Source organism: Microbacterium sp. FW305-3-2-15-F-LB2, assembly GCF_058787255.1.
The window spans coordinates 3,022,238-3,048,618 of record NZ_JBYSZO010000001.1 but is presented as its reverse complement, the minus strand read 5'-3'; the positions used below and the strand labels follow the sequence as shown (position 1 = coordinate 3,048,618).

Annotated in this window: 22 protein-coding genes, 2 tRNA genes and 1 pseudogene; 17 read left to right on the top strand and 8 right to left on the bottom strand. The window is 69.0% G+C overall.

Annotated features, from left to right (window positions below):
- Positions 1 to 31 precede the first annotated feature (31 nt).
- Positions 32 to 310: a hypothetical protein gene (locus tag AC3WLZ_RS14730; RefSeq protein ID WP_492470540.1), complete on the top strand. Its 279-nt coding sequence runs from the start codon at positions 32 to 34 to the stop codon at positions 308 to 310.
- A 122-nt stretch (positions 311 to 432) separates the two neighbouring features.
- The gene (locus tag AC3WLZ_RS14725; RefSeq protein ID WP_492470539.1) at positions 433 to 858 is read left to right on the top strand and encodes an Asp23/Gls24 family envelope stress response protein; all 426 of its coding nucleotides are present in this window, start codon (positions 433 to 435) and stop codon (positions 856 to 858) included.
- Between the two features lie 57 nt (positions 859 to 915).
- Here AC3WLZ_RS14725 and AC3WLZ_RS14720 read toward each other — a convergent pair whose 3' ends face one another.
- Both AC3WLZ_RS14720 and AC3WLZ_RS14715 read right to left on the bottom strand, forming a co-directional pair.
- Positions 916 to 2,286: a cryptochrome/photolyase family protein gene (locus AC3WLZ_RS14720; RefSeq protein WP_492470538.1), complete on the bottom strand. Its 1,371-nt coding sequence runs from the start codon at positions 2,284 to 2,286 to the stop codon at positions 916 to 918.
- A gap of 217 nt (positions 2,287 to 2,503) precedes the next feature.
- Positions 2,504 to 3,784 (bottom strand): diacylglycerol/lipid kinase family protein, encoded by a 1,281-nt coding sequence (locus tag AC3WLZ_RS14715; protein ID WP_492470537.1) that lies wholly within the window; start codon positions 3,782 to 3,784, stop codon positions 2,504 to 2,506.
- Between the two features lie 117 nt (positions 3,785 to 3,901).
- On the opposite strand from AC3WLZ_RS14715, the gene serS reads away from it, so the two are divergent.
- Entirely contained in the window at positions 3,902 to 5,170 is a 1,269-nt protein-coding gene (serS, locus tag AC3WLZ_RS14710) for a serine--tRNA ligase (RefSeq protein WP_492470536.1), read from the top strand.
- Positions 5,167 to 6,066, top strand: coding sequence for an HAD family hydrolase (locus tag AC3WLZ_RS14705; protein WP_492470535.1), 900 nt, complete (start codon positions 5,167 to 5,169; stop codon positions 6,064 to 6,066). The genes serS and AC3WLZ_RS14705 overlap by 4 nt, the downstream gene beginning before the upstream one ends.
- A gap of 31 nt (positions 6,067 to 6,097) precedes the next feature.
- Here AC3WLZ_RS14705 and AC3WLZ_RS14700 read toward each other — a convergent pair whose 3' ends face one another.
- Together AC3WLZ_RS14700 and AC3WLZ_RS14695 are read right to left on the bottom strand one after the other, a co-directional pair.
- Positions 6,098 to 7,312 (bottom strand): DUF2254 domain-containing protein, encoded by a 1,215-nt coding sequence (locus AC3WLZ_RS14700; protein ID WP_492470534.1) that lies wholly within the window; start codon positions 7,310 to 7,312, stop codon positions 6,098 to 6,100.
- A 56-nt stretch (positions 7,313 to 7,368) separates the two neighbouring features.
- Positions 7,369 to 9,357: a DUF4012 domain-containing protein gene (locus AC3WLZ_RS14695; protein ID WP_492470533.1), complete on the bottom strand. Its 1,989-nt coding sequence runs from the start codon at positions 9,355 to 9,357 to the stop codon at positions 7,369 to 7,371.
- Between the two features lie 301 nt (positions 9,358 to 9,658).
- On the opposite strand from AC3WLZ_RS14695, the gene AC3WLZ_RS14690 reads away from it, so the two are divergent.
- A tRNA-Ser gene (locus AC3WLZ_RS14690) sits at positions 9,659 to 9,743 on the top strand.
- A 48-nt stretch (positions 9,744 to 9,791) separates the two neighbouring features.
- On the opposite strand, the gene AC3WLZ_RS14685 is transcribed toward AC3WLZ_RS14690, so the two are convergent.
- Positions 9,792 to 10,172 (bottom strand): VOC family protein, encoded by a 381-nt coding sequence (locus AC3WLZ_RS14685; protein WP_492470532.1) that lies wholly within the window; start codon positions 10,170 to 10,172, stop codon positions 9,792 to 9,794.
- 271 nt (positions 10,173 to 10,443) lie between these two features.
- On the opposite strand from AC3WLZ_RS14685, the gene AC3WLZ_RS14680 reads away from it, so the two are divergent.
- The 6 genes and pseudogenes from AC3WLZ_RS14680 (at position 10,444) to AC3WLZ_RS14655 (ending at position 16,841) form a co-directional block, all read left to right on the top strand.
- Complete coding sequence (locus AC3WLZ_RS14680; RefSeq protein WP_492470531.1) at positions 10,444 to 12,876, top strand: OpgC family protein; 2,433 nt, start codon at positions 10,444 to 10,446, stop codon at positions 12,874 to 12,876.
- A 65-nt stretch (positions 12,877 to 12,941) separates the two neighbouring features.
- A complete protein-coding gene (locus AC3WLZ_RS14675; protein WP_492470996.1) occupies positions 12,942 to 14,924 on the top strand; it encodes a glycosyltransferase in 1,983 nt (660 codons plus the stop codon).
- Positions 14,921 to 15,706, top strand: a pseudogene (locus tag AC3WLZ_RS14670) (GAF domain-containing protein); the annotation flags it as partial. The gene AC3WLZ_RS14675 and the pseudogene AC3WLZ_RS14670, both read left to right, overlap by 4 nt.
- Before the next feature lie 34 nt (positions 15,707 to 15,740).
- The gene (locus tag AC3WLZ_RS14665; RefSeq protein ID WP_492470530.1) at positions 15,741 to 16,112 is read left to right on the top strand and encodes a SpoIIE family protein phosphatase; all 372 of its coding nucleotides are present in this window, start codon (positions 15,741 to 15,743) and stop codon (positions 16,110 to 16,112) included.
- On the top strand, positions 16,109 to 16,441 hold the full coding sequence (locus AC3WLZ_RS14660) for an STAS domain-containing protein (protein ID WP_412925648.1): 333 nt from the start codon (positions 16,109 to 16,111) through the stop codon (positions 16,439 to 16,441). The genes AC3WLZ_RS14665 and AC3WLZ_RS14660 overlap by 4 nt, the downstream gene beginning before the upstream one ends.
- Positions 16,434 to 16,841 carry an ATP-binding protein gene (locus AC3WLZ_RS14655; protein WP_412925647.1) on the top strand — a complete coding sequence of 136 codons (408 nt, stop codon included), beginning with the start codon at positions 16,434 to 16,436 and terminating at the stop codon, positions 16,839 to 16,841. Before AC3WLZ_RS14660 ends, AC3WLZ_RS14655 begins: the two co-directional genes overlap by 8 nt.
- Positions 16,842 to 16,861: 20 nt before the next feature.
- Here AC3WLZ_RS14655 and AC3WLZ_RS14650 read toward each other — a convergent pair whose 3' ends face one another.
- Positions 16,862 to 17,506 carry a TetR/AcrR family transcriptional regulator gene (locus tag AC3WLZ_RS14650; protein ID WP_492470529.1) on the bottom strand — a complete coding sequence of 215 codons (645 nt, stop codon included), beginning with the start codon at positions 17,504 to 17,506 and terminating at the stop codon, positions 16,862 to 16,864.
- Positions 17,507 to 17,619: 113 nt separating this feature from the next.
- On the opposite strand from AC3WLZ_RS14650, the gene AC3WLZ_RS14645 reads away from it, so the two are divergent.
- The 5 genes from AC3WLZ_RS14645 to AC3WLZ_RS14625 all read left to right on the top strand — a co-directional run bounded on the left by AC3WLZ_RS14645 (position 17,620) and on the right by AC3WLZ_RS14625 (position 21,641).
- Positions 17,620 to 18,711 (top strand): oxygenase MpaB family protein, encoded by a 1,092-nt coding sequence (locus AC3WLZ_RS14645; RefSeq protein WP_492470528.1) that lies wholly within the window; start codon positions 17,620 to 17,622, stop codon positions 18,709 to 18,711.
- 220 nt (positions 18,712 to 18,931) lie between these two features.
- On the top strand, positions 18,932 to 20,194 hold the full coding sequence (locus tag AC3WLZ_RS14640; protein ID WP_412925644.1) for an LCP family protein: 1,263 nt from the start codon (positions 18,932 to 18,934) through the stop codon (positions 20,192 to 20,194).
- A 94-nt stretch (positions 20,195 to 20,288) separates the two neighbouring features.
- Positions 20,289 to 20,380, top strand: a tRNA-Ser gene (locus tag AC3WLZ_RS14635).
- Between the two features lie 362 nt (positions 20,381 to 20,742).
- On the top strand, positions 20,743 to 21,270 hold the full coding sequence (locus AC3WLZ_RS14630) for a hypothetical protein (protein WP_492470527.1): 528 nt from the start codon (positions 20,743 to 20,745) through the stop codon (positions 21,268 to 21,270).
- A gap of 104 nt (positions 21,271 to 21,374) precedes the next feature.
- The gene (locus AC3WLZ_RS14625) at positions 21,375 to 21,641 is read left to right on the top strand and encodes a hypothetical protein (protein ID WP_412925642.1); all 267 of its coding nucleotides are present in this window, start codon (positions 21,375 to 21,377) and stop codon (positions 21,639 to 21,641) included.
- 227 nt (positions 21,642 to 21,868) lie between these two features.
- On the opposite strand, the gene AC3WLZ_RS14620 is transcribed toward AC3WLZ_RS14625, so the two are convergent.
- The gene (locus AC3WLZ_RS14620) at positions 21,869 to 22,303 is read right to left on the bottom strand and encodes a hypothetical protein (protein ID WP_412925641.1); all 435 of its coding nucleotides are present in this window, start codon (positions 22,301 to 22,303) and stop codon (positions 21,869 to 21,871) included.
- A gap of 299 nt (positions 22,304 to 22,602) precedes the next feature.
- Between AC3WLZ_RS14620 and AC3WLZ_RS14615 the strand changes: the two genes are divergently transcribed.
- Entirely contained in the window at positions 22,603 to 25,032 is a 2,430-nt protein-coding gene (locus AC3WLZ_RS14615) for a hypothetical protein (protein ID WP_492470526.1), read from the top strand.
- A 28-nt stretch (positions 25,033 to 25,060) separates the two neighbouring features.
- Here AC3WLZ_RS14615 and AC3WLZ_RS14610 read toward each other — a convergent pair whose 3' ends face one another.
- Positions 25,061 to 26,311: a sigma factor gene (locus tag AC3WLZ_RS14610; RefSeq protein WP_492470525.1), complete on the bottom strand. Its 1,251-nt coding sequence runs from the start codon at positions 26,309 to 26,311 to the stop codon at positions 25,061 to 25,063.
- Positions 26,312 to 26,381 lie beyond the last annotated feature (70 nt).

Sequence of the window (26,381 nt, the reverse complement as noted above, 5' to 3'; positions counted from 1 at the left end):
ACGGCGGCGGTTCCGACCTACCGTCGCTCGCATGGATGGGGGCCACACCATGGTTCGGACGCAGATGGCGGTCAACGACGCCGTCTTCGCGTTGACGCAGGGGCAGGACATCGAGGCGTTGAAGAGGAGGATCGAGAGCGCCGTGGAGCGTGGCGGCCGGTTCGAATCCTTCGTCGTCGTGGGCAATCGCGAGGTGAGCGTGCTGTTCTCGCCCCAGACGTCCGTGGCGTTCTCGACCGAAACCGTCGAGTTCGATGAACGGGACGACGGCGATCCCGGTGTCCCGTTCGGAGGCTTCTTCGACGAATGACGCGGCGAGTGGGGACGCTCAGGGTTCTCTCAGCAGCAAACGCGTGACGAACGGGTCACCCGCAGCGTCTTCCCTATGACTTCGCGGAACACAGGGTTCCGCAGATCACGGAAGGAAGCGCAATGGCTGAGAACACCGCCACCACCACCCCCGCCTCGATCACGAAGGACGGCGGCTCGACCGTCATCGTGGATGCCGTCGTGGCCAAGGTCGCCGGCATCGCCGCGGCCGAGGTTCCCGGCGTGCACGCTCTCGGGGGCGGCGCCGCCCGCGTCATCGGCAACCTCCGCCAGGCCGTGGGCGCCAAGGACTACGCGCAGGGCGTGAGCGTCGAGGTCGGCGAGACCGAGGTCGCCGCGGACATCGCCATCCAGGTCGACTACCCCGAGCAGCTGCAGCGTGTGGCCTCCAACGTCCGCGCTGCGGTGCACCAGGCCATCACCGAGCTCGTCGGCATGAAGGTCGCCGAGATCAACGTCACGGTCGTCGACGTCTTCATCCCGGGCGACGACGACGAGGACGAGGTCGTCGAGACCCGCGTCAGCTGACGTTCCTCGTGACGAAGGGCGCCACCTCCGGGTGGCGCCCTTCTCGCGTTCGCGGCCTCACCCGCCGTGACGCACGCGGTCGTACGCGTCGAGCGCCCGCTGGCGCGTCTCCTTCAGGTCGACCATCGGCTCGGGCGCGCCCCCGTCGAGGTGTTCCGGTGCCCACCGGCGAATGTACTCGTCGTGCGGATCGAACTTCTCGCGCTGCGTGTCGGGGTTGAACACGCGGAAGTACGGCGCGGCATCCGCCCCCGATCCCGCGACCCACTGCCAGTTGAACGGGTTGCTCGCGGCATCCGCGTCGACCAGGCAGTCCCAGAACCACTGTTCGCCGTGACGCCAGTCGATGAGCAGGTTCTTGGTGAGGAAGGATGCCGTGACCATGCGCACACGGTTGTGCATGACCCCGGTGTGCCAGAGCTGCTTCATCCCGGCATCCACGACCGCGATCCCCGTCTCGCCGCGCTGCCACGTCTCGAGGTGTCCGCGGTTCAGTCTCGGCCACGGGAACGCGTCGTATTGCTCGCGCCAGTTCTTCGTCGCGAGGTCGGGGGAGTGGAACAACACGTGCCACGCGAACTCGCGCCAGATGATCTCGGACAGGAACCCGGTCGCCGACTCGGCGTGCTTGCCGGATCCGCGATGCTCCAGCGTCGCGTGCCACACCTGGTTGGGGCTGATTTCACCCCAGCGCAGGCGCGGCGACAGGTTCGAGGTCGCGCCGCCCGCGAAGGCATCCCGCGAGAAGGCGTAGTCGCCGAGGTCGTCGTCGAGGAACTCCCGCAGCCGTGCGAGAGCCGCCGGCTCGCCCGGTTCCCACGTTTCGCGCAGGCCCTCGGCCCAGTCGGGCTTCGTCGGGAGCAGCCCCCACGCGTCGAGGTCGTCGGATTCGGGTGCCTGCGACGGCCCCGCGATCTTGCGAGCCTCGGGGAGGGGCGCCCGCGGTGCGGGCATCTTCTCCACTGCGCGGCGGAACGGCGTGTAGACGCCGTACGGAGTGTCCGAGCCGGTACGCACGGTCCACGGCTCGAAGAGCAGGTTCGCCGCGAACGACGCCACCGTCACGTCGTCGTCCCGCAGCCGTTGTTTGATGCCCGCGTCGATGTCGCGCTCCGCGCCGCCGTAGCGCCGGTTCCAGAACACCGCTCCCGCTCCGGTCTCCTCGACCACCGCGGGCACGACGTCGGCGGCGCGTCCTCGCCGCAACACCAGCGTTGAGCCGCGTTCCTCGAGGCGCTCGGCGAGGGATGCCAACGAGTGGTGCAACCACCAGCGCGCCGCCCCGCCGATCTCGCGGACGCCGTCGGATTCCTCGTCGAGTACGTACAGCCCGATGACCGGTTCGTCGCGGTCGAGCGCCGCGCGCAGAGCCGGATGGTCGGTCAGCCGCAGGTCGTCGCGGAACCACACGAGAGACGGAGAAGCCATGCAGCGACGCTATCCAGCCGGGTTTCTGCGGCGCCGGGCTTGACAGCCCTGCGCCGCGTCGCCCGCCGCCGCGTCGCCCGCCGCCGCGTCGCCCGCCGCCGCGGGGTCGCCGAAGTCCCACGTTCGGGCCGAGCGCCCACGTTCGGGACGCCCCGATCGTGTGCGTTCGACCGGATCGTGTGCTTTCGACGTCCCAACCACGGGCGGGCTGGCGCGGTTACAGCCCGGACGTGTCGTGGCCGGCGGGGAGGTTGACCTGCAGGCCGCCCTCGATGACCCGCGTGTAGATGCGGGTCGCCTCGCCGAACTCGTCGCCGTCGAGCTCGATCGGCTGCGCCGGTGCGGTCGCCAGCTCGATGCCGCTTCCCCGCAGGTACCGCACCGAGGAGTCGCGACGCCGTTCGAGCACGCGGCGGCCGGCGCGGAAGCGGCGCAGCACGGAGTTGTCCCACCAGATCTTGCGCCACACGCCGAGCCAGCCGAACACGCCGCTGGGCTGGATGACGGCGACGTCGAGCACGCCGTCGGCGATCGAGGCATCCGGGATCAGGGCCACCCCGCCGGGCAGTGCGCCGCAGTTGGCGAACAGCACGCTCTGCACCTTTGCGGAGTGCAGGCGGTGTCCGTGTCCGTCGAGCTGGTACATGACGCGGAACGGCTTGGCGTTCACGAGCGACCGGGCGGCGCCGTCGACGTACGCCACCCATCCCACCGACTTCTTCAGCTGGGGACGGGTGTTCTGGATCATCGCGGCATCCAGTCCCATCCCCGCCATGACGACGAAGCCGTGTTCTTCGACGGTCCCGTCGGCGCGGCGGATCCGGGCGATGCCGGTGTCGGTGGGGTGCACCTTGCCGTCGAAGGTCGCGCGGATCATCGCGTCGGCGTCGTCGAGCGGCAGGTTGAGGTTGCGGGCGAGGAGGTTGCCGGTGCCGCTGGGGACGATCGTCAGCGGGATGCCAGTGGAGGTCAGCGCCTCGGCCACGGCGCGGACGGTGCCGTCGCCGCCGGCGACGAGCACGGCATCCACCTCTTCTTCAATGGCGGCGCGGGTCGCGAGGTCGCCGAGGTCGTCGACGGTGGTCTCGTAGAACAGAGGCTCGGCCCATCCCGCCTCGGCGGACAGCTCGCTCACGCGCGGTCGCAGGACCTCAGGGTCGACCTTCGTCGGGTTGTAGACCAGCGCCGCCCGCTTCTTCGCCGTGGGCTCGGCATCCATCGGGGCGTCGTCGCCGTCGGGCGAGACGCGCTTGGCCTCGCCGGACTCGTGATCCGAGGTGTCGGGTTCGACGTCGCCGGGCTGGTGGATGACGTCGTCGGGCTCGGCCGCGTCCTTGGGGTCGGGCTCGTCGACCGCGACGGTGTCGGGCTCGTCCTCCTGCCGCAGGGTCGCCTCGTGGAAATCCTCGGGCGAGCCTTCCGACGCCGCCCGGTCCTGCTCGGCCTCGGGGGAGACGGGGGCGTCCGCGTCGTCGCGCGGTTCTTGGGGGTCGGCCATGGCATCCACCCTAGGACCCGGAACGTCGCCGATCTCCGTCGATCCGCGGGGTTGACCGGCGCCGTCCCGAGCGCCATGGCGCGGATGTCGCCCCGGGGCCGACCGTAGGATGGACGCGTGATCGACCTGACTCTGCTGCGTGAAGATCCCGAACTGGTGAAGCGGTCCCAGATCGCGCGCGGGGAGTCGCCCGACTCCGTCGACGCGGCGATCGCCGCCGACCGCGAACGTCGCGCCGCGATCACGACGTTCGAGGAGCTGCGCGCCGCCCAGAACGCGCACGGCAAGAGGGTCGCGCAGGCGCCGAAGGACGAGAAGCCCGCGCTCGTGGCCGAGGCCAAGGAGCTCAGTGAGCGGGTCAAGTCCGCTCAGCACGCGGTGACCGTCGCCGAGGAGGCCGCCGAGGAAGCCCTGTCGAGGATCGAGAACATCGTGCTCGAGGGAGTCCCCGCCGGAGGCGAAGAGGACTTCGTGACCCTCCGCACGCACGGCGAGGTCCCGACGTTCGACTTCGAGCCGCTCGACCACCTCGCCATCGGCGAGAAGCTCGGTGCCATCGACATGGAGCGCGGCACCAAGGTCTCGGGCAGCCGGTTCTACTTCCTCACCGGCATCGGCGCGCGGCTCGAGCTCGCGCTCATGACCCTGGCGCTCGACCGGGCGCTGCAGGCCGGGTTCACGCCCATGATCCCGCCGACGCTCGTGCGCCCCGAGGTCATGCGCGGCACCGGCTTCCTCGGCCAGCACGCGGACGAGGTGTACCACCTCGACAAGGAAGACCTGTATCTCGTCGGCACCAGCGAAGTGCCCCTCGCCGGGTACCACATGGACGAGATCCTCGACCTCGAGCGCGGAGCGAAGCGCTACGCCGGATGGTCCACGTGCTACCGCAGCGAGGCCGGCTCGTACGGAAAAGACACTCGCGGCATCATCCGCGTGCACCAGTTCAACAAGCTCGAGATGTTCGTGTACACCGACCCGGCGGATGCCGAGGCCGAGCACGACCGCCTCGTCGCGATGCAGGAGGGCATGCTGCAGGACCTCGGGCTCGCGTACCGCGTGATCGACGTCGCCGCCGGAGACCTCGGGTCGAGTGCCGCGCGCAAGTTCGACATCGAGGCCTGGGTTCCCACGCAGGACGCCTACCGCGAGCTCACGAGCACCTCGAACTGCACCACCTACCAGGCGCGGCGCCTCGACACCCGGTTCCGCCCCGCCGACGGCGGCAAGACGCAGCCGGTCGCCACCCTCAACGGCACGCTCGCGACCACCCGCTGGATCGTCGCGCTGCTCGAGACGCACCAGCGCGCCGACGGATCGGTGACGGTGCCGGAAGTGCTGCGCCCCTACCTCGGCGGCCTCGAAGTGATGGAGCCCATCGCGTGACCGACGAGGCCGCCCTGCCCCGCGTCGGTGACGTCGACGCGGAGACGCAGCACGAGGCGGCCGCGGTCGTCGACGACATCGCCCGTACGGCCCCGGTCGGACGCATGCTCATCGCGCTCGACATCGACGGCACCGTCCTCCTCGAGGACGAGTCGCTCAGCCCCGGAGTCGTGGATGCCGTGCGCCACGCGCAAGACCAGGGGCACGAGGTCATGCTCGCCACCGGTCGCAGCTGGGACAGCACCCACACGGTCATGGGGCGCCTCGGCATCCACCCCGAATACGCGGTGTGCTCGAACGGGGCCATCGTGATGCGCCGGATCGGCGGGCCGGATGCCACCGAATACGAGCGCGCGCACGTCGAGACGTTCGACCCGACCGAGGTTCTGACGCTGCTCGGCGAGCACCTCGGCGACGCCCACTTCCTCGTCGAGCTGCCCGACGGGCAGCGCCTCTTCACGGACTATCTCGACGACTGGAACCTGCAGGGCGCGAACCGCGTGAGCTTCGCGGAACTGTCGCATCAGCCCGTCTGCCGCGTCGTCGTCGTCGCCCCCGAGAAGACCGACAAGGACTTCCTCGAGCTGGTGAAGCGCATCGGTCTCAGCCAGGTGTCGTACGCGATCGGCTGGACGGCGTGGCTCGACATCGCACCGCAGGGCGTGAACAAGTCCACCGCCCTCGAACTGGTGCGTGAGTGGCTCGGCATCCCGCCCGAGAACGTCCTGGTCATGGGCGACGGCCGCAACGACATCGAGATGATGCAGTGGGCCGTGTCGCACGGCGGCCGCGCGATCGCGATGCGACAGGGGCCACCCGAGGTGCACGAGGCGGCCGGTGAGGTGGGCCTGTCGGTGTCCGAGGGCGGCGTCGCGGCGGTCCTCCGCGACCTCTAGACCCCGCTCCACGCTTCGCGCACCGTCGCCCTCAGCGTTCTCGCGTCGGTGGGATCGAGCCCGCGACGACCGCGTGCGGACGCCGCGCGGGCGGCCTCGCGGAACTCGTGGGCGTGGCGGGGCGCGGCTGCCGCCAGCGAGGCGAGGCATTTCTGGAGGCGCACATGCACCTCGATGTTGCCGGCGCCGTCGCGGGCGAGCGGGCGGAACGCATCGTCGATGAGTTCGCCCAGGGTCGTGGGGTGACGAACACGCGCGAGTAGTGGACCTCGTCGTCGGGGTCTGCCGTCAGTGCGGGGGTGAAGACCCGCTGCAGCGCGGCCATCACTTCGATGGCCGTCCCCGGGTCGTTCGTGGCGGGGGAGAGTGCCCGACTCCCGATCTCCGTGAGCGCGATGACCCCGAACCGCGGATCCTGTTCGAACGACCGATGGGACTCGACTCGGAAGGCGCCGCGTACCTGCGAGATCGCGCGATCGTCCACGGCGCCCTCGATCCGGACGAGCGGCGTGCGGGCGTCAGCGACGCGGCCGGGCGCGGCGACCACGTAGACCCGGAGGTCGTGGGCGTCCGCGATCCGGTTCAGCGCGGACACGTTGAGATGCGTGACGTATCCGACACCGTCGCTGTGGATCGGTCGAGCCCCGGGCGGAATGGACGTCAGCCGGCGTGCGCCGAGGAGCGGGGCCGCGCCGTAGGCGGTGAGAGCGTCGGTCGCTGCCTTCTCGACGCGGTCGATGACGTCTGCCATGCGCCCGAACGTCGACAGGTGCGAGATCCACCGCAGGAGCGTGAAGACGACGATGCCGATCACGATGAGCGTGCCGATGAACAGGATCGTCCGCCCCTGCTCGGTGTAGTACCCGGTGGAGAGGGCGACGATGCCGACGAGCGAATAGGTGAAGGCGCCGACGAACGTCGACACCGCGTTCTGCGAGGTCGGATCGGCGATGAGCAGGGGAGTGGAACGTGGGGTCGCCGTCGTCGTCGCCGATGAGAACGCGGTGACCATCGCCGTGACCGAGAACGTGCTGACGGTCAGCATCGCCGTCGCGATGATCTGCAGCAGAGACCCAACGGCGTTCTGCCCGAGATCGATCGTGACGTCGAACGGGAGGAGCGGGCCGAGGAAACCGGCGATGAGGGCGATCGCGATGCCGATGAACGTGAAGAGTGCGGCTCGCACCCACACCTGCCTCCCGAGGCGGAGGAAGAAGGATGCCAGCGACCCGCGGTTCGTCGTCATCCCCTGACGTTAGCCACCGCCCGCAGCGGAGGTGACGGGGTTGCCCCGCCCGGTTCTCAGCCGATCGTGGAGAGCAGGATGTTGTTCGACCCCTCGGGACTGCGGAAGAGCGGGGCGCAGTTCGCGTCGATCGTGACGGCGGTGTCGTTCGCGCCCGGGGTGTGCCGCAGCTCCAGGGGCCCGAGGTCGCCCTCGGGGAGCTGCACCGTGTACGAGACCGTTCGTGTCTGCCCCTCGGCGAGGAGCAGAGTCCTGCTCTCGGCGGAATTCCCGTGGTCCACCCCCGAGCGATCGTGGAACGTCGAGTCCCACCGGTCGCCCTCCTCGGGGTCGACGGACACGATCTCCGCGCCGGGTGGGGCGAAGAACAACACGTCGAGCATCATCGTCCGGAGCGGGATCTCACGTTCGATGTTGCGCAGGCCCAGCGTGTAGCCGCTCGTGATGGCATCCGTGATGCTGTTGTGCAGCTCCATCGAGACGGTGATCGTCCGGTCGTCGGCGCTGCAGCTCGCGTGCTGGGAGTACGTGAGGTGATACTCCAGCTTCCCGATGGAGTAGTCGTTGAAGTAGATGCCGAGCTGGGTGGCATCCTGGTTGTCCGTCGGGAGCGTGCCGTCCAGGCCGTACTCATGGGACAGGTTCTGAAGGCCCGCGTCGTCGAACCACGCGAAGATGCGGCCCTCGTCGGCGCTGCGAACGATCTGCGTCCACATCGTGCCGATGTCCCACTGGCGCCCGGTGAGCTTGCTGAACATGCTCGCGCTGATCTCGCTGAAGTACCGGTCCATGGCCGCGTTGTCGATGCCGTAGCGCTCGTACGGCTCGCTCATGAGCTTCGCTCCCGCATTCTGGGAGTCGACGGTCTCGCCGGAGGCGAGCGTGATCGGACCGGTCGCTTCGAGAAGATGCGCGAGCACGACGGGATCGATGGAGAACGCCCCGTCGAACTTCGGCTTGTCCGTCCACGCCCGCGTGGCCTGGAAGAGCTCGACCGCGGTCGGGAAGTTCGGCGTCATGGTGAAGTTCGACGACCAGTTCGTCAGCTCCGGCGGGTACAGAGCCCTCGTCTGCCAGGGCAGGGGGATGAGCGAACCGTTCTCGGTGTCGAAGCCGACGGAGGGGAGCAGCGAATACATCAGGTCGGTGCCCGTGTCGAGGCTGAGCATGTCGACGTTGCCGTCGTCGACTTTCAGCACCAGCCATTGGGCGACGCCGCCGCCGGTCGCCCGGATCTCGGCCGGTGTCTGGATCATGAGCTGATACAGCATGGGGCGCTCGGCGCCCGCCGCGCGCAGGAGCTCGGGCAGGTGCGCGTTGACCGTCTGCAGGACGGGGGTGGCTTGATCGATGGCGCGCACGAGCTGATCGACGGGGGCGGAGATCTGCGGGAGCACACCGGTGCGATCCATGCTCGTCGCGATCCGGGATGCCTCGTCGAACGACGTCAGCACCGTCGGGATCACCGTCCCGGCGTGCAGGAACGGTGCGAGGTTGATCCCCGACCCGCCGCCGGAACCGTCGCTCGCCGCGGACATCGTCGTGATGAGCGGGGGGAGCACCTGGGAGGTGACCGTCTGAGCGATCTCGGTGACACCGCGGACGGCGAGCACGTTCGTTCGGGCCGCCGGGATGTCCGCTGCGAAATCCCACAGGGGGCCTTGGGCGGTGTCGTACGCCCGCTGCGCGCGAGCGACGATGTCTTCGCCGGACCGTTGGATGCCGGCGGCATCCCCGCTCGCGGCCGCCTGGATCAGCACCTTCGACTGGTCCATCGCGCCCTCGAGGTCGTCCTGTACCTGGATCACCTGCCAGGCGAAGGCTCCGGCGGCGATGAGCGCGGCGAACACGATCACCGTGAGCGGTCCGCCCACGGCCGCCAGGGCGAGGCCGGTGTTCCGGCGCCACTTCTGCGCCGCGGCGTCCGGTGCGGCGTGGCGCGAGACCGGGCGCCGCACCGTCAGATCGGTCGCGCGGTGCGCGGTCGACGCGCGTCGCCGCGCGCGGCTGTCGGCGCGAGAGCCCGGCACTGTCCCCACGGTCACGCCCAGATCGTAACTGCGCGAGGTGACTCGTTCCTCACGGCACCGTGAACGGGCGAGATGGTGACCGCGGGGGCCGGGGGTGCGGCCGGGGTTCTGGCGCGGGTGCTCCGGCGCCGGGGTTCTGGCGCGGGTGCTCCGGCGCGGGTGCGGCTTCGGTGGGGCGGCTCGGGGGTGCGGCGGGCGGCGAGCGCACACCATCGGGTCGAGCGCTCACGATCGGGTCGACCGCATCGTGTGCGCTCGGCCGGGACGTGTGCTTTCGCGGTGCGCGGCCGCGCGGCTGGGTAGACTCGCACGATCGGGAGGGTTGTCCGAGCGGCCGATGGACCTGGTCTTGAAAACCAGTGGGCAGAGATGTCCCGTGGGTTCGAATCCCACACCCTCCGCTGAATGTGCGTTACTCGAACCCCGCCCGGATGCCGGCCCGGGCGGGGTCACGTCGGGAGCGACGCCCCCGGGCGGATCTCCTGCAGCGCCCAGGAGTTGGCATCCGGGTCCGCGAAGAACGCGTAGCGCACACCACCACCCATGTCGTGGATGCTGGAGACGTCGAGTCCCCGCGAGACGAGGGTCGCTCGGGTGAGCTCCAGGTCGTCGACCACGAGGTGGATGTTGCTCACCGGCGCGGAACCTCCCATTCCGGTGCCGAACGCGATAGAGCAGGCCGATCCCGGCGGGGTGAGCTGCACCACGCGCATGCCGTTGCCGGGGGAGACGTCGTGATCCAGGTCGAAGCCGACGACGTCGCGATAGAAGGCGATGCTGCGGTCGACGTCCGCGACGACGAGGGGGATGAGTTCGAGGCGCATGCGCATGTGCTCAGGCTAGGTAACGAGCATGCATATGCCCCGGCGCCGACCGGCTCGGTCTCCGCTTCGCTCGCCGATTTGATCGCCCTGCTGCACCTTTCGTGAAGGAGAGGCGGCCGTCTATTGCGGGGACATGCCACGTCGCTTCGTTGCCTGTACAGATTCCCCGGCCGTGTCGGGACCCTTCGGTAGGGTCCTGAAGACCGGTGAGAACGGGGGCTGGTTAGACGTGCAGGATGGACAACTCGATGCGGGAGCACCACGCCGCCGATCGTCCATGGCGGTTCGCTCGGTCCTCGCCGTCGCCATCGGACTATTCGCGATCGCGCTGAACGCGACGCCCGCGCTGGCATCCCCCCACGACAGTCGCGACGACCTCGTGCCTTCGACGGGCGCGTATTTCGGATCCATTCTGCAGTGGGGCAGCGACAGCGTCGCCGACCAGGCCGATCGGCTGGGGGCGCCGAGCGCCCTCTACCAGCGCGAGGTGCCCTACCCGCTGACGGGTGATGAGAAGGGCTACCTCGCGGGGTTCTTCCAGCAGACCGCGGCGGCCGGGTCGATCGCGGTCGTGGTGGTGAATCCGACGGTGCCGCTCGAGGACATCGGGCGCGCGCAGGCGGAGGACTTCGTGGCCGCGCTGAAGGAGATCGCGCGGCCCGCGGGTGCGCCGCTCTACGTGAGCTTCGCCCCCGATATGAACACGACGTGGCGGCCCTGGGGGCAGCGACCGGATGCCTACCGCGCGGCGTTCCAGACCTTCGCTGACGTCGTGCACGCCGAGCTACCTGCGGCTGCGATGCTCTGGTCACCGTTCTGGGGCGGGGATTACCCCTACGCGGCCCCGGCGCCGCTGACGTCCGCGCAGTCGGGAGCCGACACCGACGGCGACGGAATGCTGACGCGAGCGGACGACCCGTACGCGCCCTATTACCCGGGCGATGGAGCGGTGGATGCCGTCGGACTGTCGCTGTACTTCGACGAGACGGGCGGTGTGGAGGCGCGCAACGTCGTGCCGGGGTCCGACGACTTCGTCTCGCGTCTGCGCGGCACCGACGGGTCGGGAGCGCCGGACTTCGCCGCGATATACCCGTCGGCGCAGCGTCCGCTCGTGATCCAAACCGCCGCGTTCTACAGCGGAAGTGCTCCCGGCCCGAGCGAGCTCGAGGTCAAATCGGCGTGGTGGCGCCAGATCGAGGCCGCCGTCGACGCGCAGCAGGTCCCGTACCTCGGCGCGGTCATCTGGCAGGAGACCGCGACGACCCGCGGAGTCGTGGGCGAGACCGTCATCGACTGGTCGGTGACGTTGACGTCGGATACCGTGCGCTCGGCCTTCGTGAACGACCTGCGTGCATCTGACCTCGTTCTCGGTCCGGTTCGCGATGCCACCGGCTCGGCGGCGGACACGACCCGCGCGGACGGAATCTGGGGATGGATCGTCGTCGCCGCCGTCTTCGCCGTGGCCGCGCTGCTCGTGCTGTTCGCGGCGCGCTCCTCGGCATCCGCCCGCCGCCTGGTCTACAGCGGACCGCCGTCGCGGGACGCGAGGATCGACCTGCTCCGGGGTCTTGCCATCGTCTTCGTGGTCGTGAATCACCTCGGTCTGGTGAGCTACCTGCAGATCGGGACGCAGGAGTTCATCGGCGTGGTCTCGGGCGCCGAGCTCTTCGTGCTTCTCTCCGGTGTCGTCCTCGGCCTGGTCTACCGGCCGAAGCTCGTTTCGGGCGGCATCGGCGAGGTCGTGATCCGCACTGCCGGCCGGTCGTGGAAGCTGTACCGCACAGCGCTCGTCGTCGTGGTCCTCGTGTACTTCTTGGCTCTTCTGCCGTTCCTGAACGGTCAGTCCGTGACGACGTTCACCGATCAGGGCACGGGAGCCGCCGGGCCGGGGGCCACAGGGCGCGTGTACGACCTGTACGCGGGGGCGGATCGCATCCTGCAGTACCCGGTCGACCCGGGCGTGGTGCTCGACTTCCTCCTCCTGAGGATGGGGCCGTGGCAGTTCAACGTCATGGGCCTGTACGTGGTGCTTCTGCTCATCTCGCCGCTCATCCTGTGGGCGCTCGGGCGCCGTTGGTGGCCGTGGGTCGTGGGCGCGAGCGTCGCCCTCTACGTCATCGGGTACACCACGCGTTTCCGCCTGCTGCCCTCGCAGTTCGAGGACTCGTTCCCGTTGCTGATCTGGCAGCTGCTGTTCGTCCTCGGCATGGTCGGAGGTTTCTACCGCCGCGAGATCATCGCGTGGTTCTCGACGCGGCTCGGCCGCGTGGTGCTTGTCGCGATCATCGCCGTGGCGGTGGCGTTGATGTTGTTCTCGTGGAACAACCCGTACGCGCCGGCACCGGGCGACCCCCGCCTCGGTCTCCTCTCCGACAACACGTTCCGGGGTATCTACGCCGCATTGTTCGAGCGCACGCACCTCGCCCCCGGGCGTCTGCTGAACGTCCTCGTCCTCGTCGTCGCGCTGTACGCGCTGGTGTCGGCGTACTGGAGGCCCATCGCGGCCGCGACCGGCGCCTTCCTGGTCCCGCTCGGGCAGTCCACTCTGTACGTCTTCGTGATGCACGTGTTCTTCGCGCTGATCGTCGCGAGCATCCCGGCGCTGAACCAGGGGAACCTGCTGCTCGGCACGCTGGCGAACATCCTCGTGCTGGCGGCGCTGTGGGTCATGGTGCGGACGCGCTTCCTTTTCGGGGTGGTGCCGCGATGAGTTCGGCGGAGAGGATCGATGACGTGACCGACGACACCCGGATCAGCGAGGGGCGCCTGCTCCTGATGCGCGTCGTCGTCGTCCTCACCCTCCTCCTGGGCGTGAACTACGTCGCGTGGCGGTGGTTGTTCTCGCTGAACTGGGATGCCTGGTGGATCGCGGTTCCGCTGATCGTGGCCGAAACGTACAGCCTGATCGACGTGTGCCTGTTCGGGATGATGATGTGGAAGGCGCGGGGTCGCGAGGCGCCGCCGGCCCCCGCTGCGGGTCTCACGGTCGACGTCTTCATCGCCACATACAACGAACCCGTCGACCTCGTCATGACGACCGCGTTGGCGGCGCAGCGCATCCGCTACCCGCATTCCACGTGGATTCTCGACGATGGCAGTCGCTCCGAGATGCGGGAGCGCGCCGAGGCCGCGGGCATCGGGTACATCTCGCGCGGAGCGGAGTGGGACGACCGCCCGCGCCACGCGAAGGCCGGCAATATCAACAACGCGCTGCAGGCCACGGACGGCGAGTTCATCCTCATCCTGGATGCCGACATGATCCCGCGGCCCGAGATTCTGCACCACACGCTCGGGTACTTCGACGATCCGCTCGTCGCGCTCGTCCAGACGCCGCAGGTCTTCAGCAACGTCGCCACGGGTGACCCCCTCGGTAGCCAAGCGCCGCTGTTCTACGGGCCGATCCAGCGGGGCAAGGACGGCTGGAACGCGGCCTTCTTCTGCGGCTCGAACGCGATCCTGCGCCGCGAAGCGCTCATGCAGCTCGGGATCGTCGGCTACGTGCGCGAACTCGACCGGTCGATCGCGAGCGCTCTGCGCGCCGCCGCCCACGTCATCGACAAGGCGCGCTCGAACCCGGCCGCGTCCGACCCGGCCGTCGCCGCCGCGCTCGACGACGTGACCGCGGCGGTGAAGGAGGCGCGCGAACAGCTCCGCGCGCATGCGCCGCTGGGCGAGGTCACCTACCGCCTGCATCGCCGGGTGGATGCCGCGACCCAGTCGATCGTGGCATCCGATGTCGCGGGCATCGAAGCCGATCTGCGCGAGCTCGCCGCCCTTGCCGGACCGTCCGGGGCGGGGGCGACTCCCGAGGAGCAGGCGTTCGACGTGGAACAGGCGGTCGCCGCGCTCGCGACGCGCGAACTCTCCCCGTTGAACGCCCTCGAGGCGGTGCAGGCCGTGCTCCGCACGATCGGCGTCGACCGCGCCGGCGAGGCGCAGCCGGTCATGCCGCTGGCGACCATCTCGGTGACCGAGGACATGGCGACCTCGATGCGCATGCACGGGATGGGGTGGAAGAGCGTCTACCACCACGAACTGCTCGCCGACGGCCTCGCGCCCGAGGATCTCGGCACCATGCTCACCCAGCGCCTGCGCTGGGCGCAGGGCACCATGCAAGTGCTCCTGCGTGAGAACCCTCTCGTGCAGTGGGGGATGTCGTTGCCGCAGCGCCTGATGTACTTCGCGACGATGTGGAGCTATTTGTCGGGCTACGCCGCCGTCGTGTACTTCGCCGCGCCGATCATCTTCCTGGTGCTCGGCATCCTCCCCGTCCACGCCTACGCGGTCGAGTTCTTCGCTCGGTTCATCCCGTTCATGATCGTGAACCAGTTGCTGTTCGTGATCGCGGCCCGCGGGGCGCCCACCTGGCGCGGCCAGCAGTACAGCCTCGCCCTGTTCCCGGTGTGGATCAAAGCGTGCACGACGGCGTTCAACAACGTTGTCCTGCGCATTCCCCTGGGTTTCGCCGTCACGCCGAAGACCCGCCCCAGCAACAACGGCCCCCAGTGGCACCTGATCAGGACGCAGCTGGTCGTGATGGTGCTGCTGGTCCTGGCCATCATCGCCGGATGCGTGCGACTGTTCGTCAACGGTGCTGAGCCGATCGGCACCGCGGTCAACATCGCCTGGGCGATCTATGACCTGGTCGTGCTGAGTGTGCTGTTCCAGGCGGCCACGTTCAAGGGATACGACCCGGTCGCCGAGGCCGAACGCCTGGCGGAGCACGCCCGCCGGGTGACCCGGAAGGAGATGAGATGACCACCGTCGTCCCCCCGTTCGATGACGCCGCCCGGCAGCGCGCGATCGAGAGCCTCGGCATTCTCGATTCGCCGCGTGACGAGCGCATCGACCGTGTCACGCGCATCGCCCAGGAGATGTTCGGCGTCCCGATGGTGAGCGTCACCCTTCTGGACCGCGACCGCCAGTGGCGTAAGTCCGAGATCGGTCTGGGCGGCCGGGAGGCACCGCGTGAGGACGCCTTCTGCGACTTCACGGTCCGCGAGGGGCGCACCGTCGTCATCCCTGACGCGAGCGAGGACGAGCGTTGGGCGGGCAACCCCTTCGTCGAGGGCGATCCGCATCTGCGTTTCTACGCCGGACATCCCCTCGAAGCCGGGGGTGGGGAACGCATCGGCACGCTGTGCCTGCTCGACACGCAGCCTCGCGTGCTCGACGAGCGCGAGGAAGACCTGCTCCGCGAGCTCGCCGGGTGGGTGCAGTCCGAGATCCTGCGCCAGAACGAGCTGGATGACGCCGTCGCCTTGCAGGGCACGCTGCGCCCGCGGAGCGCACCAGAGCTCCCCGGGTACGAGGTCGCCGCGGTCACCGTCGCCGCCGGGCAGATCTCGGGCGACCTGTACGACTGGTACCCCGTGGACGGCGGCGTGCGGTTCACCCTCGCGGACGTCATGGGCAAGGGCCTCGGGGCGGCGCTCCTGGCCGCCGGGCTCCGCGCGTCGCTCCGCACGCTTCCCGACCGTGATCTGCTCGAGGCCGTGCGCGAAGCGGACCGTCTCCTCGACGCCGACGTCTCCGACCTCGGAACGTTCGCCACGGCTTTTCATGCCGAATTGGATGCCGGTACCGGTCGGCTCCGTTTTCGTCGACGCCGGGCACAGCCTGGGCTACATCCTCCGCGCCGACGACACGTGGGAGCACCTCGTGTCGACGGGGATGCCGCTGGGCATGGGCTTCGCCGACGTGCGGACCGCCGCACACACCGAGATCCGTCCCGGGGACATCTTCATGGTGTGCAGCGACGGTCTGCTGGACGTGCTCGACATGGCGGATCCTCTCGGGCATGTCCGGCGCGTGCTGCGGGAGCGTGGCGTCCAGGGCGCCCTCGACGAGGCCGCCCGCCTCGCGCGCGGTGCCACGGCCACCGACGACGTGACCGTGATGGTGGTGGCGCGCACCGATGACGCGCCCCAGGAAGGAACGGAATGAACATCGAACGCCGCGACCTCGGCGACTTCGTGGTGCTCGCGCTCGACGGCAGGCTCACGGCCGCCGTCGCTCCGCAGGTCCGCACCGCGGTGGCCGACCTCGTCGACGACGGCCGGCCGCGGGTCGCGGTCGATCTCACGAAGGTGGATTTCATCGACTCGTCGGGTCTCGGTGCGCTCATCGGGGCGCTGAAGGCCACGCGGGTGGCCGGCGGCGACCTTCGCATCGCGGCCGCGGGCGAACAGGTGCGGCAGGTGCTTCGCCTGACGAACCTCGACCGCGTCCTCCACGTCTACCCCGACGCCGAAAGCGCGTTCGACGGTGTCTGAGGTCACCGTGTCGCGAGAGGGCCTCGCGACACTCGACTTCGTCGAGGGGCTCCACGAGGCGCTGGAGGAGCTCGGCGCGCAGGCAGCGCACATCTCCGAGCTCGACCTGAGCTTGTTCTCTCTCGCGGTCATCGAGATCGCGACGAACATCGCCGTGCACGGTCCGCGCGGCGACGAGGACGTTTCCCTCTCCGTCGAGCTCTCGGCGGGCGAGGAGCTGCGCGCGACGCTGCGCGACAGCGCGGCCCCGGTGACCTTCGACCCGAGGGCGCAGACGATGGTCGACGCACTCGCCGAATCGGGTCGCGGACTCGCCATCGCGGCGGCCGTCTGCGACGAGCTCTCGGTCGAGCGTCGCGGGGGGAACGTGTGGCGGCTGGTGCGCCGACCGGCGGCCTGATCCATCGGCCGAGCACCGTTTCAGCGAGTGGTGCGGGATGACCGACCCTCATCCGCCGTCGGGCGCGTATCCGCCCCGAGGACCTCGTCCACGACACGGCGGCAGTAGTCTTCGGCGGCAGCAGGATCCGCGACCGGCGAGGGTGCGAGCGAGAGCAACGTCCCCGCGAGCATGGCGCCCGTGATCGACAGCACGATGATGTCCGGGTCACGGTCGCGGCTCAGTTCGCCTCGGTCGATGGCCGCGGCCACGAGCGCACGGTTCTGCGAGTGGATGAAGCTGCGGAACCGCTCGAAGTACCTCTCGAACATCCCCCCGCCGGAGCCGCGCTCTGAACTCACGCGGAGGACGAACGACCCCTCCTCCGAGTGCGCCAAGCGGAGGGTCGCCAGGGCGATGTCGATCAGCTGCGCGCGGATGTCGCCCGTCGATGTCTCCGTGGGGACGAGAGCGTGCGAGCGGAGGACGTCGTCGAGGAGCTCGTCCGTGGACTCCCACCGGCGGTAGAGCGCCGGCTTGCCGACGCCGGACTCACGCGCGACGGCCTCGAAGGTGAATCCCGGCAGCCCCCCGGCGAGGTAGACCCGCTGCGCCGCCAGGAGCACCTTGGCCCGGATCTGAGGATCGCGAGGCCGACCCTTGGGGCGAGTATCCGTGTCGGTCACGACCGCACCGCCTTCCCGGCATCCACGATACCGATCGGCTCTTGCGTCCCGCGCCCGACGGTTCTAACGTTATTTTCGTACGCATACCGTACGAAAAAGACGAAGGAGTCGCGATGTCCACACCGACCATCTCCGGTGACCGCAAGATCCCCGTGATCACGCAAGAACTGATCGACGGCGATGCCGCCCGCTGGCGACGCTTCGGCGAGGTCGTTCCGGCCGGCGGTTCGACCCGACCGGACGGCACGCCCGACTACGGGCTCTTCGGTCCCGGGTCCGTGACGTGGGAGCTTCTCCTGCACCCCGCCACGATCGTGTTCGAGACCGCCGCGCAGGGGTCCATCCAGTTCCTGTACAAGCCGGTCGTGGCGGGCATCCGCGATGCCGACCCCATCAGCCGGAAGGCGCGCGCCGGCCGGTTCACGATGTTCGATTTCTTCGAGCGTCTGCAGCGCAACTCCGGCATGCACGCGCCGATGTGGCTCGGCGACACCACCACCGCACAGAACATGGCCACGCACCTGCACCGCATCCATGGCCACGTGCAGGGGCCTGTGATCGACCCCGACGACCCGTCTCTCGGCGGATACGCTGCCGCCGAACCGCGGGATGCCATGTGGGCGGCTATCACCGAGATGCAGTGCATCCTGAGCGTCTACGAGAACCTGGCGTGGCACGGCGACGAGCCGCCGCGGCCGCTCACCGCCGCCCAGCGCGACCAGTACGTCCTCGAGATGGGGTCGTACCTGCGGCTCGTCGGGGCGGAGGAGTCGGAGATCCCTACCACCTGGGCGGAGCTCCAGGCGCTCTACGAGAAGTACTGGCCCCTCTTCGGGCACTCCGACAGCGTGTTCCGCGACCTCGAGACCGGCGTCGACATGCTGGAGCAGTATCACCAGGTCGGCAAGCAGAACTGGCACCCCAGTCACGCGCTCGCGGTCGAGGCGCTCGAGGACGTCTATCAGCGGTGGACCGAGCTGATGGATGCCATCCTCCCGGCGAACCTGCAAGCCTCCGCCGGGCGCTCCCCGGAGACCATCGCCGCGGCGGGCGACATCATCCGGGCCCGCGAGGCGGACGTCCGTGAGTTCCAGAACCCGGAGAACGAGGCGCGTGTCATGCGTCTTCTCTGGGGGCCGGACGGCGTCGAACTCATCCGCAAAGCACGGCGTCTGCACGAAGAAGCACGCACGCGCGCGGCCTAAGCGCCCGGAGAGCCGAGCTCGCTCGCGGGTGGCATCCGTACGGAGGGGCGGACACGTCCCTCCGTACGAAGCCCCGTGAGCGAGTGGACGCGACGTGAACAATTGCTGTCCACTTCTTCACGCAGTTCACAGGCTCACGTACCTAAACTGTCGCCGACCTGCGCTTCGTCGAGGTCCTGAGGTGCCGCCCTCTGGCATCCGTCCTCCCGAAAGGACCCGAGTGAGTAAGACCACGACCCCGCGCGGACGAGCGACGATCGCGCGTCACGGACGCCTGCGGTCGGTGGGACCGCTCGCCCAGTTCTTCCGCGCGCTCGCCGTGGCGATGGCCGTCGTTCTCGTCGCCGGTGCCGGCGTGGCCGCGTACGCCGTGTACGACCTGTCGTCGAGCTTCACCGCCGACGCCGTCGACCTGCCGGACCAGCCGGCCGTTCCGCCAGACCTGGGTGAACTGAAGGGTGGAGTCAATCTCCTCCTCGTCGGCACGGACGAGTGCGAACCCGACTTCGCGCAGTACTTCGGCGACCGCTGCACAGGGCCGGACGCGGGCGACAACCTCAACGACGTCAACATGCTCGTGCACATCTCCGACGCCCCGCGACGCGTCACCGTGATCTCGTTCCCGCGCGACCTCATGGCGCCGATCCCGTCGTGCACCGACGCGGACGGCAACGTCAGCTCGGCCATGTCGAAGCAACAGATCAACAGCGCCTACATGTACGGCGGCCTGGCGTGCGTCGTGCAGACCGTGTCCGAGCTGAGCGGGCTGCAGATCCCCTTCGCGGCGAAGGTCAGCTTCGGCGGCGTCATCAACATCACGGACGCCATCGGTGGTGTCGACGTCTGTATCGCCAACGGCATCAAGGACTCCAACACCGGCATCGACTGGCCCGCGGGCATGCGCACGATCCAGGGCCTCGATGCCCTGCAGTTCCTCCGCACCCGCCACGGTGTCGGCGACGGCGGAGACCTGGGGCGCATCTCGAACCAGCAGCAGTACATGTCGCGCCTGACGACGAAGCTGCGCAGCGAGGAAGTCCTCTCGAACCCGGCGACGTTGTACAAGCTCGCCTCGACCGCTCTGCGCAACGTCGACCCGTCGACGTCGCTGACCAACCCGCTGACGCTCGTGCAGATCGCGATGGCCGTCAAGGACGTGCCGTTCAACGAGATCGTGTTCGTGCAGTACCCCACCTTCGCCGACCCGGCCGACCCGAACCGCGTGGTGCCCGACTACGACGCCGCGGACGCTCTGTGGTCGGCACTCGCCGCGAACCAGCCGATCCAGCTGTCGGGCGACCTCAGCGGTGGCGACGGCGTCATAGCCGACGAGAGCGCCACACCCGCACCGTCGGACACCCCGGTGCCGACCGACGGTGCGACCCCGACGCCCGATCCGTCGTCGAGCGTCATCACGCTGCCGTCCGAGATCGCCGGTCAGACCGCGGCGCAGGCCACCTGCTCGAACGGCAACGTCCGCTGAGCGGCGGGGCGTGGCATCCCTTCGTTGGATTCGGATGCCACGCCCCGACCGGTTAGTATGGACCGGTGTGCTCGCGCTCCGGCGTCGATCACCTGGAGACGTCGCATAGTCAGGCCTAGTGCACCACCCTGCTAAGGTGGAGTCCCCGTAAGGGGACCGAGGGTTCAAATCCCTCCGTCTCCGCCACGAAAAGCCCCGGTTCGCCGGGGCTTTCGTCGTTGGCGGGCCGCGACCTCGCTGGGCGGCGGGGCGGCCCCACGCGCACGGGAGGGGCGGGCCGAAGCCCGCCCCTCCGCCACGGTCACAGCTCGCGGCCGCACTGGATGCACTGCGTGTTGTTGACGTTGTTGCTCGTGTTGCAGTAGCCGCACTTGCGCGCTTCCTTGGTGGTGTTCTGCATGGTCGCCCTCCTCTCCATCGTCGAGGTCATCGAATCATCAACCGATCCCGGGGACGAGGTGTCATGACGGCGGGATCGGTAGCAGGCGTGTCGGATCCGCCGTGAACCGTCGCGAGGGCGACGGCGGCGGTCCACGGAGGGAGCGATCATGAGCAGTATCCGTGCCGAACACCGCATCGCACGCCGTGTCACCCGTGAGCGCTGCGAGACACGCGCTCGCCGCCTTCATCTCATCGACATCGAGAACCTCGCCGGTGGCCCCGGGTTGGCCGCGGAAGAATACCGGCGGGTGTGGCACGTCTACCGCCATTTCGCCGTCGCGGCGCGGCCGGGCGACCAGCTGGTGATCGCGGCGAGCGGTGTCACCGCGAAGTCCGCAGCGCTCGCTCTCGTCGGCGAGCCGGTGCAGTGGCGGGTCCGCAATGGTCGTGACGGCGCGGATCTCGCACTGCTGGATTTCGCCGACCTGGACTTCGTCGCTCGTCGCTTCGGCACCCTGATCGTGGCATCCGGTGACCACGCTTTCGCCGGGCTCGCCCACGCCGCGGACGCGGCGGGACTGGCGACGCGGCAGATCCTCGGACGCGGCCGCTCCTCCGCCGAGCTTTGGCGTGCCTGCCACACGCACGCGAAGCTGCGCCTCGGGGCGGGCGAAGCGCTCGCCCTCGCCGCCTGATCGGCGCCGACTCCCCGGCCCATGGGTGCGATGGTTCGCGCCGTCCGCCGGGGATCGGTAGAGCAATCGGGTCGCGACGACAACGCCCCGAAAGGAAGCCCGACATGAGTGACACCGGACTGATCAAGCACCAGATCGCTGACCTGGAAGCGATCCGCAAGGAGCACCTGGCGCAGGCCAGCGCGCAGCGCGCGAACGCGCAGCGCTTCCGCGCCCAGCGCGACCGCCCCTCGAACCCGTCGCGGGCGTACGAGCACCAGCGGGAGTGCGACCAGAAGGCGGCGGATGCCGAGCGCGATGCCGACTCGAACACGCGCTCGGCGGAGCGGGTGCTCAACGAGATCCGCGGGCTCGAAGCCCGCTTGCGCTGAGCCGGCTCGCGGACACCGACCCGCGTCGGATCGAGGACGTCGTTCCCGATCCGACGCGGGTCTTGCTCGTGTGCGGGCTCGGACCGAGCGCGCGTCCACCGACCTCCCCGAGTTCGTGCCCACACGGATGCCGGCGGCAACCTCGTCGACTCCCTGGCGCGGAAGAACCGCACCGTCAGGATCCCCTTCGGCGACTGACCGCGGCGGCTGCCCCACCGGCGTCGGGCTCAGACGGTGCCGGCCGCCCTCAGCGCGTCCCGCACCGACCATGACTCACCCATGAGGGCTTTCTCGAAAACGGTCGAGGCCACGCTCATCGAGTAACCGCACCGGGCGGCGATCCACCAGGCGACCGTGTCGACGCTCTCCTGTTTCCCGTCGGCCCAGACTTTGCCCGACCCGGTGAATGCGGCTCCGTGGCCGATCTCGATCAGGAAGTTGTCGGTGTTGTCCACGCGAAGGATGGGCCACACCCCGGTGCTCGCGTCGCGGCCGAAGACATGCTTCAAGAAGTCAGGATTACCACGCGTCGGGGTCCGAATCGCGCGGACGGCATCCGGGAACTCCTGCAGCGCCTGGGCGCACCACTGCGCGCAACGCGCGCGGGTCTCGTCGCGCTCGGCGATCTTCGCGCGGACCGCCTCGACATCGATTGCGGGCATCAGGAGCAGGTTCCCCACTGGCAGGCGTGGATGCCGACCGGCAGCCCGTTCGTCTTCGCTTCCTTGCACATCGCGCAGGTCGGCTTTCCCGCGTTCACGCACGCACACGCCATTTTCGTCCCCCCGGACTCCGCCACCCCCATAGCGGCGATCAGCTCGATGATGGTGGACCGTGCCGCGTCGGCGCAAGGACCAATACCGTCCACGAGCGCGATCCGATCCCTCCGCCGGTCCGCGGAATCGGGACACCGGCCTCCGCGGGACATCGATATGATCCGAAAACGCACGGGGAGGGCGCAATGGGGGACGAACAGACGCCGACCGTTCTGCCGACGGCAAAGAACATCGTGGCCCTGGCCACGGGGTTCCGGCACGTCATCCGGGGCTCCGAGGGGATGTCGAAGAGCTGGACGGCCGCGCAGTTGGGCCCGCTCAACCGGCTCGTCCGAGATGACGACGGCGTGTGGCGTCCCGACGGATTGACCGCCGCGCGATTGGTGCTGCGAAGGGTCGTCGAGGCCTACCGCACGGCGCCGCCGCCGGCGCGGTCGCGTCAGGACATCGCCCACACGGCGAAGGTGATCGCGCGCCGCTGGGGGATCGACGGATTCCCCTCCGATGCCGTCGATGGCAACCCGTTCATCGATCGCGGGGACCTGAGTGCCCCCGCGGAGGAGGCCGCCGCCGCCCCGCTGCTCGAATACTCGGATCGATCGCGATGGCAGGCCGCCGTGGCTGGTCACCCGAACGCCATCGCCGCGGCCGCCGAGCCGCTCGATCTCGACTGGGCGACCGTGGACGCCGAGTGGAGCGCCAGGAAAGCGACCGCGCACCCGCGGTGGAGTTTTGAGAACCGCAGATCCCTCTCCTGGCCCCCCGAGCCCGATTTGCCGGGAAGCGAGGGGGACTGGCTCCTCTCCCGTCTCCGTGACGCTCTGAACAATGACCCGCGGGTGGTGGGACCGGGCGAGGGCGACAAAGCGCGCAATGCTCAGCTGCTCATGGTTCTGCGCCGCCTCGCCGTTGACCGTCATGCCGCTTACCTCGGGGCGCGGGTCGATACCCAGCGACACTTCTTTCATCTGCGGCACTCGATGGCCCGGGTGTGGTTCACGAACGATCTGCTCGACATGGGCGGGGCGGAAGAATTCGGTGTCACCATCGAGGACAGCAGCGACGAGCGTCAGCAGATCCTGCGATCGCAGGCCAGCATCGCCCGCATGGAGTTCTACTCGGTGATCCACGAATGGAATCAGAAGACCGTGGATGCGGTTCTCGACCGGCGGAGTTCGGCTCGGCGGCTGTTCCTCGGGCTCGATCAGCTCTCCGATGCATTCACGCAGTTCGAGGAGCGGCTGCTATCGAGGCCGTTGCATGTCACGGAAAAACGTGACGACGCCGCGCGCGGAGAGGCAACCCTCGACCCCTCCCTCCCCGTCTTCGTCCGTGCTGCCAATGCCAAGGCGCGCGAGATCTTCGCCCTGGCTCTTCACGTCCGTAGCCAGCCCACGCGGGCCGTCATCCGGGAGTACCTCACACTGCGGCGAGACGAAGATCTGCGGTTCGATGCGATGCTCCCCGCGAGCAAGCGCACCGTTCTGCTCGCCGATCAGTCCGTGAGCCTCGATTGCGTCAACATCCGAGATGCGGCACTCCAGAAGCTCCTCGGCGAGCTGTTGAAGCAATCGCGAGTGGCCGGGCTCGAGTACGCCGCGTTCAATCGTCGAGACAGAGCAGTTCTGGCGACGAAGGAGGGTACGCGAGAGGGATTGGCGCGGACGATCGACGAGGGCATCCGCGGGGTGACCGAGGTCTACCGGACGCGAAGAATGCTGGATGACGAATTCAGCGATGTCCGTGTCGATGAACGCTCGTCGCTCGAGACCGAGCATCAGATGAGTCTGGCTCTCGCCGGCGGCGCCGTCAGGGTGCTCGAAGCGTTCATGAGTTCGGATGCCAGGACTCAGATCGAGAAGCGCCCGGAGATCGTCTCCCGCGAGATCGCGGGAGCGCTGCACTGGTCGGCGCGCACTGTGAAGATCCTGGAGATCCTCGAGACGAAGGAGTATCTCGCCAAAGAGCGGTATGAGATGGGATACCTCTCCAGCCTGAATTGGAGAGTCACCACCCGCGTCATGCGCCACCGTGCGTTGTGCGCCGCTTTCGCCGTCTCCACGGCCTTTCTTCTCCGCGCCAAGGCCTTGCCGACCGTCCTCGATCTCGACGTGGCGTACGAGCAGATGATCACCACGACCCAAATCACCCGGGGCAACGTGGCCTCGGTTCTCCAGGGCGTGCTGTTCCATTCCTTTCTGACCGGGGGCATGTTGCCGTTCCCGCCGAGAATCGCCCCCGCGCTGCAGGGCTTCGATTTCCTGACTGCCGACATCGACCATCGGCGGACGCGGCGGCACTCGGTTCATCTCGACGGCCGCAATCGCATGGTCGCCACGCTTCGTATCTTCGATGAGGACTGGAACTACGGCGTCGTCGGCAAAGTCACCCCGGGTACCAAGATCGCCGACCTTCTCGATCAGCGAAGTCATGGCGAATTCTCCCGCTGGCGCTCGTACATCGAGGTCCTCGGCCTCATCCAATCGGGCGCCGAGGACACCGACATCACGTGCCAGAACTGCAACTGGGCGGGGCCGACGAGCAAGGTGCGCGGAGCCCATTGCCCGATCTGCGACTCGACGATGATCGTCGCCCGAGAGACGGAGCGGGGCTAGCCCTCGGCGGGGCTCGCCCCGCTCCGCGCTAGCGCTCCTCGCCCGCGATCTTCTCGAGCGTTGCGATCACCATCCTCTTCGCGGACGCGGCGCTGAGGACGTTCTCCGTCCGCGCGACCTGGACGAGGTGGGCGATCAGCGCGGGCCGATCGGTGAGGAGCTCGGCATCCATCGATCCGGCCCGAAGGGCTTCCGCGATGCGGCCGATCTCGCGGCGCACCACACCCTCCGGCGTGGCGTCCGCCACCGTCGACAGGCGCCGGAGCGCGGCCATTCCATCGAGGCGTCCATCCTGACGCTCGCTGTCGCTCGCCCATGTTCGGGCGAGGTGACCGAAGGCGCGGTCTTCCGGAGTCAGACTGTCTTCGCCCTCCTCGCGGTGCTCCCAGTCGACGCTGATCGCGCGGTCCGCCTTGACGTAGCCGTCGGCGTTCACCTGCTTGAGCTGCGTGAGGCCGTAACGGACGAAGGTGTCCAGGTCGTCCGCGCCGGCGCACTGCAGCATCTTCACCAGCGCCTCCTGGACGAGGTCTTCCGCACGCGCCAGATCGTGCTTCGCGTAGCGGAGCGCGACCGCGAGCAGACGCGGACGCGCGGCTGCCGCGTGGGCCTCCCATCGGGCCCGGGCCTCGGAGTCGAGGACGGCGATCGGACGCGGTTCGCCGTTCGCGCGGCGCCGCTCGGCCGTCCAGTGGCCGGACCATCGCGGGTTCGAGGGATCGGCGATGCCCGCCCGGGCGGCGGCGAGGATCGCCTGCTCCACGCCGAAGGCGTCCAGGACGAGGGCGGGGTCGTTCCGCAGGGCGTCGGCGGCCTCGTCGCCGAGGCGCGAGGTGATCCGGGTGCGGAAGTTCGCCCGTTCCTCGGAGCTGGTGGTGCGCCCCACGAGCCGCTCCTGCGCGGCGATCACTTCGGAACGAACGGTGGAGGAGGCCGAGAGGACCGCCTCGACCGCACGGGCGAGGACCTCGCCGACACGAGTGATCTGTGCGCCGAGCGCCGGGTCGATCGCCTGGTTGAGCGCGATCGTGTTCGCCGCGGCCAGGGTGTCGATCTCGACGCCGGCGATCTCGGCGATGCGGATCGAGGCCGGGGTTGCGGGGATCGGCTTGCTGCTGCTGGCGCGCGGCATCAGGCCGGCGTAGAGCGACTTCATGCACCTCAGGGCGAGCGAGGTCGTCGCGGGGTCGGTGTCACGGATGGCGTGAGCCAGGGCCTCCGCCCGGCTCGTGGGCGGGTTCTCGAGGCGTTCGGGGGAGAAGGGGAGGAACTCTGACACGGTGATGCTCCTTCGCTGATTTCCCGAGCCGTCGTCGGGGTGGATGTCAGCGTGGAGCAGGAAAAACGGC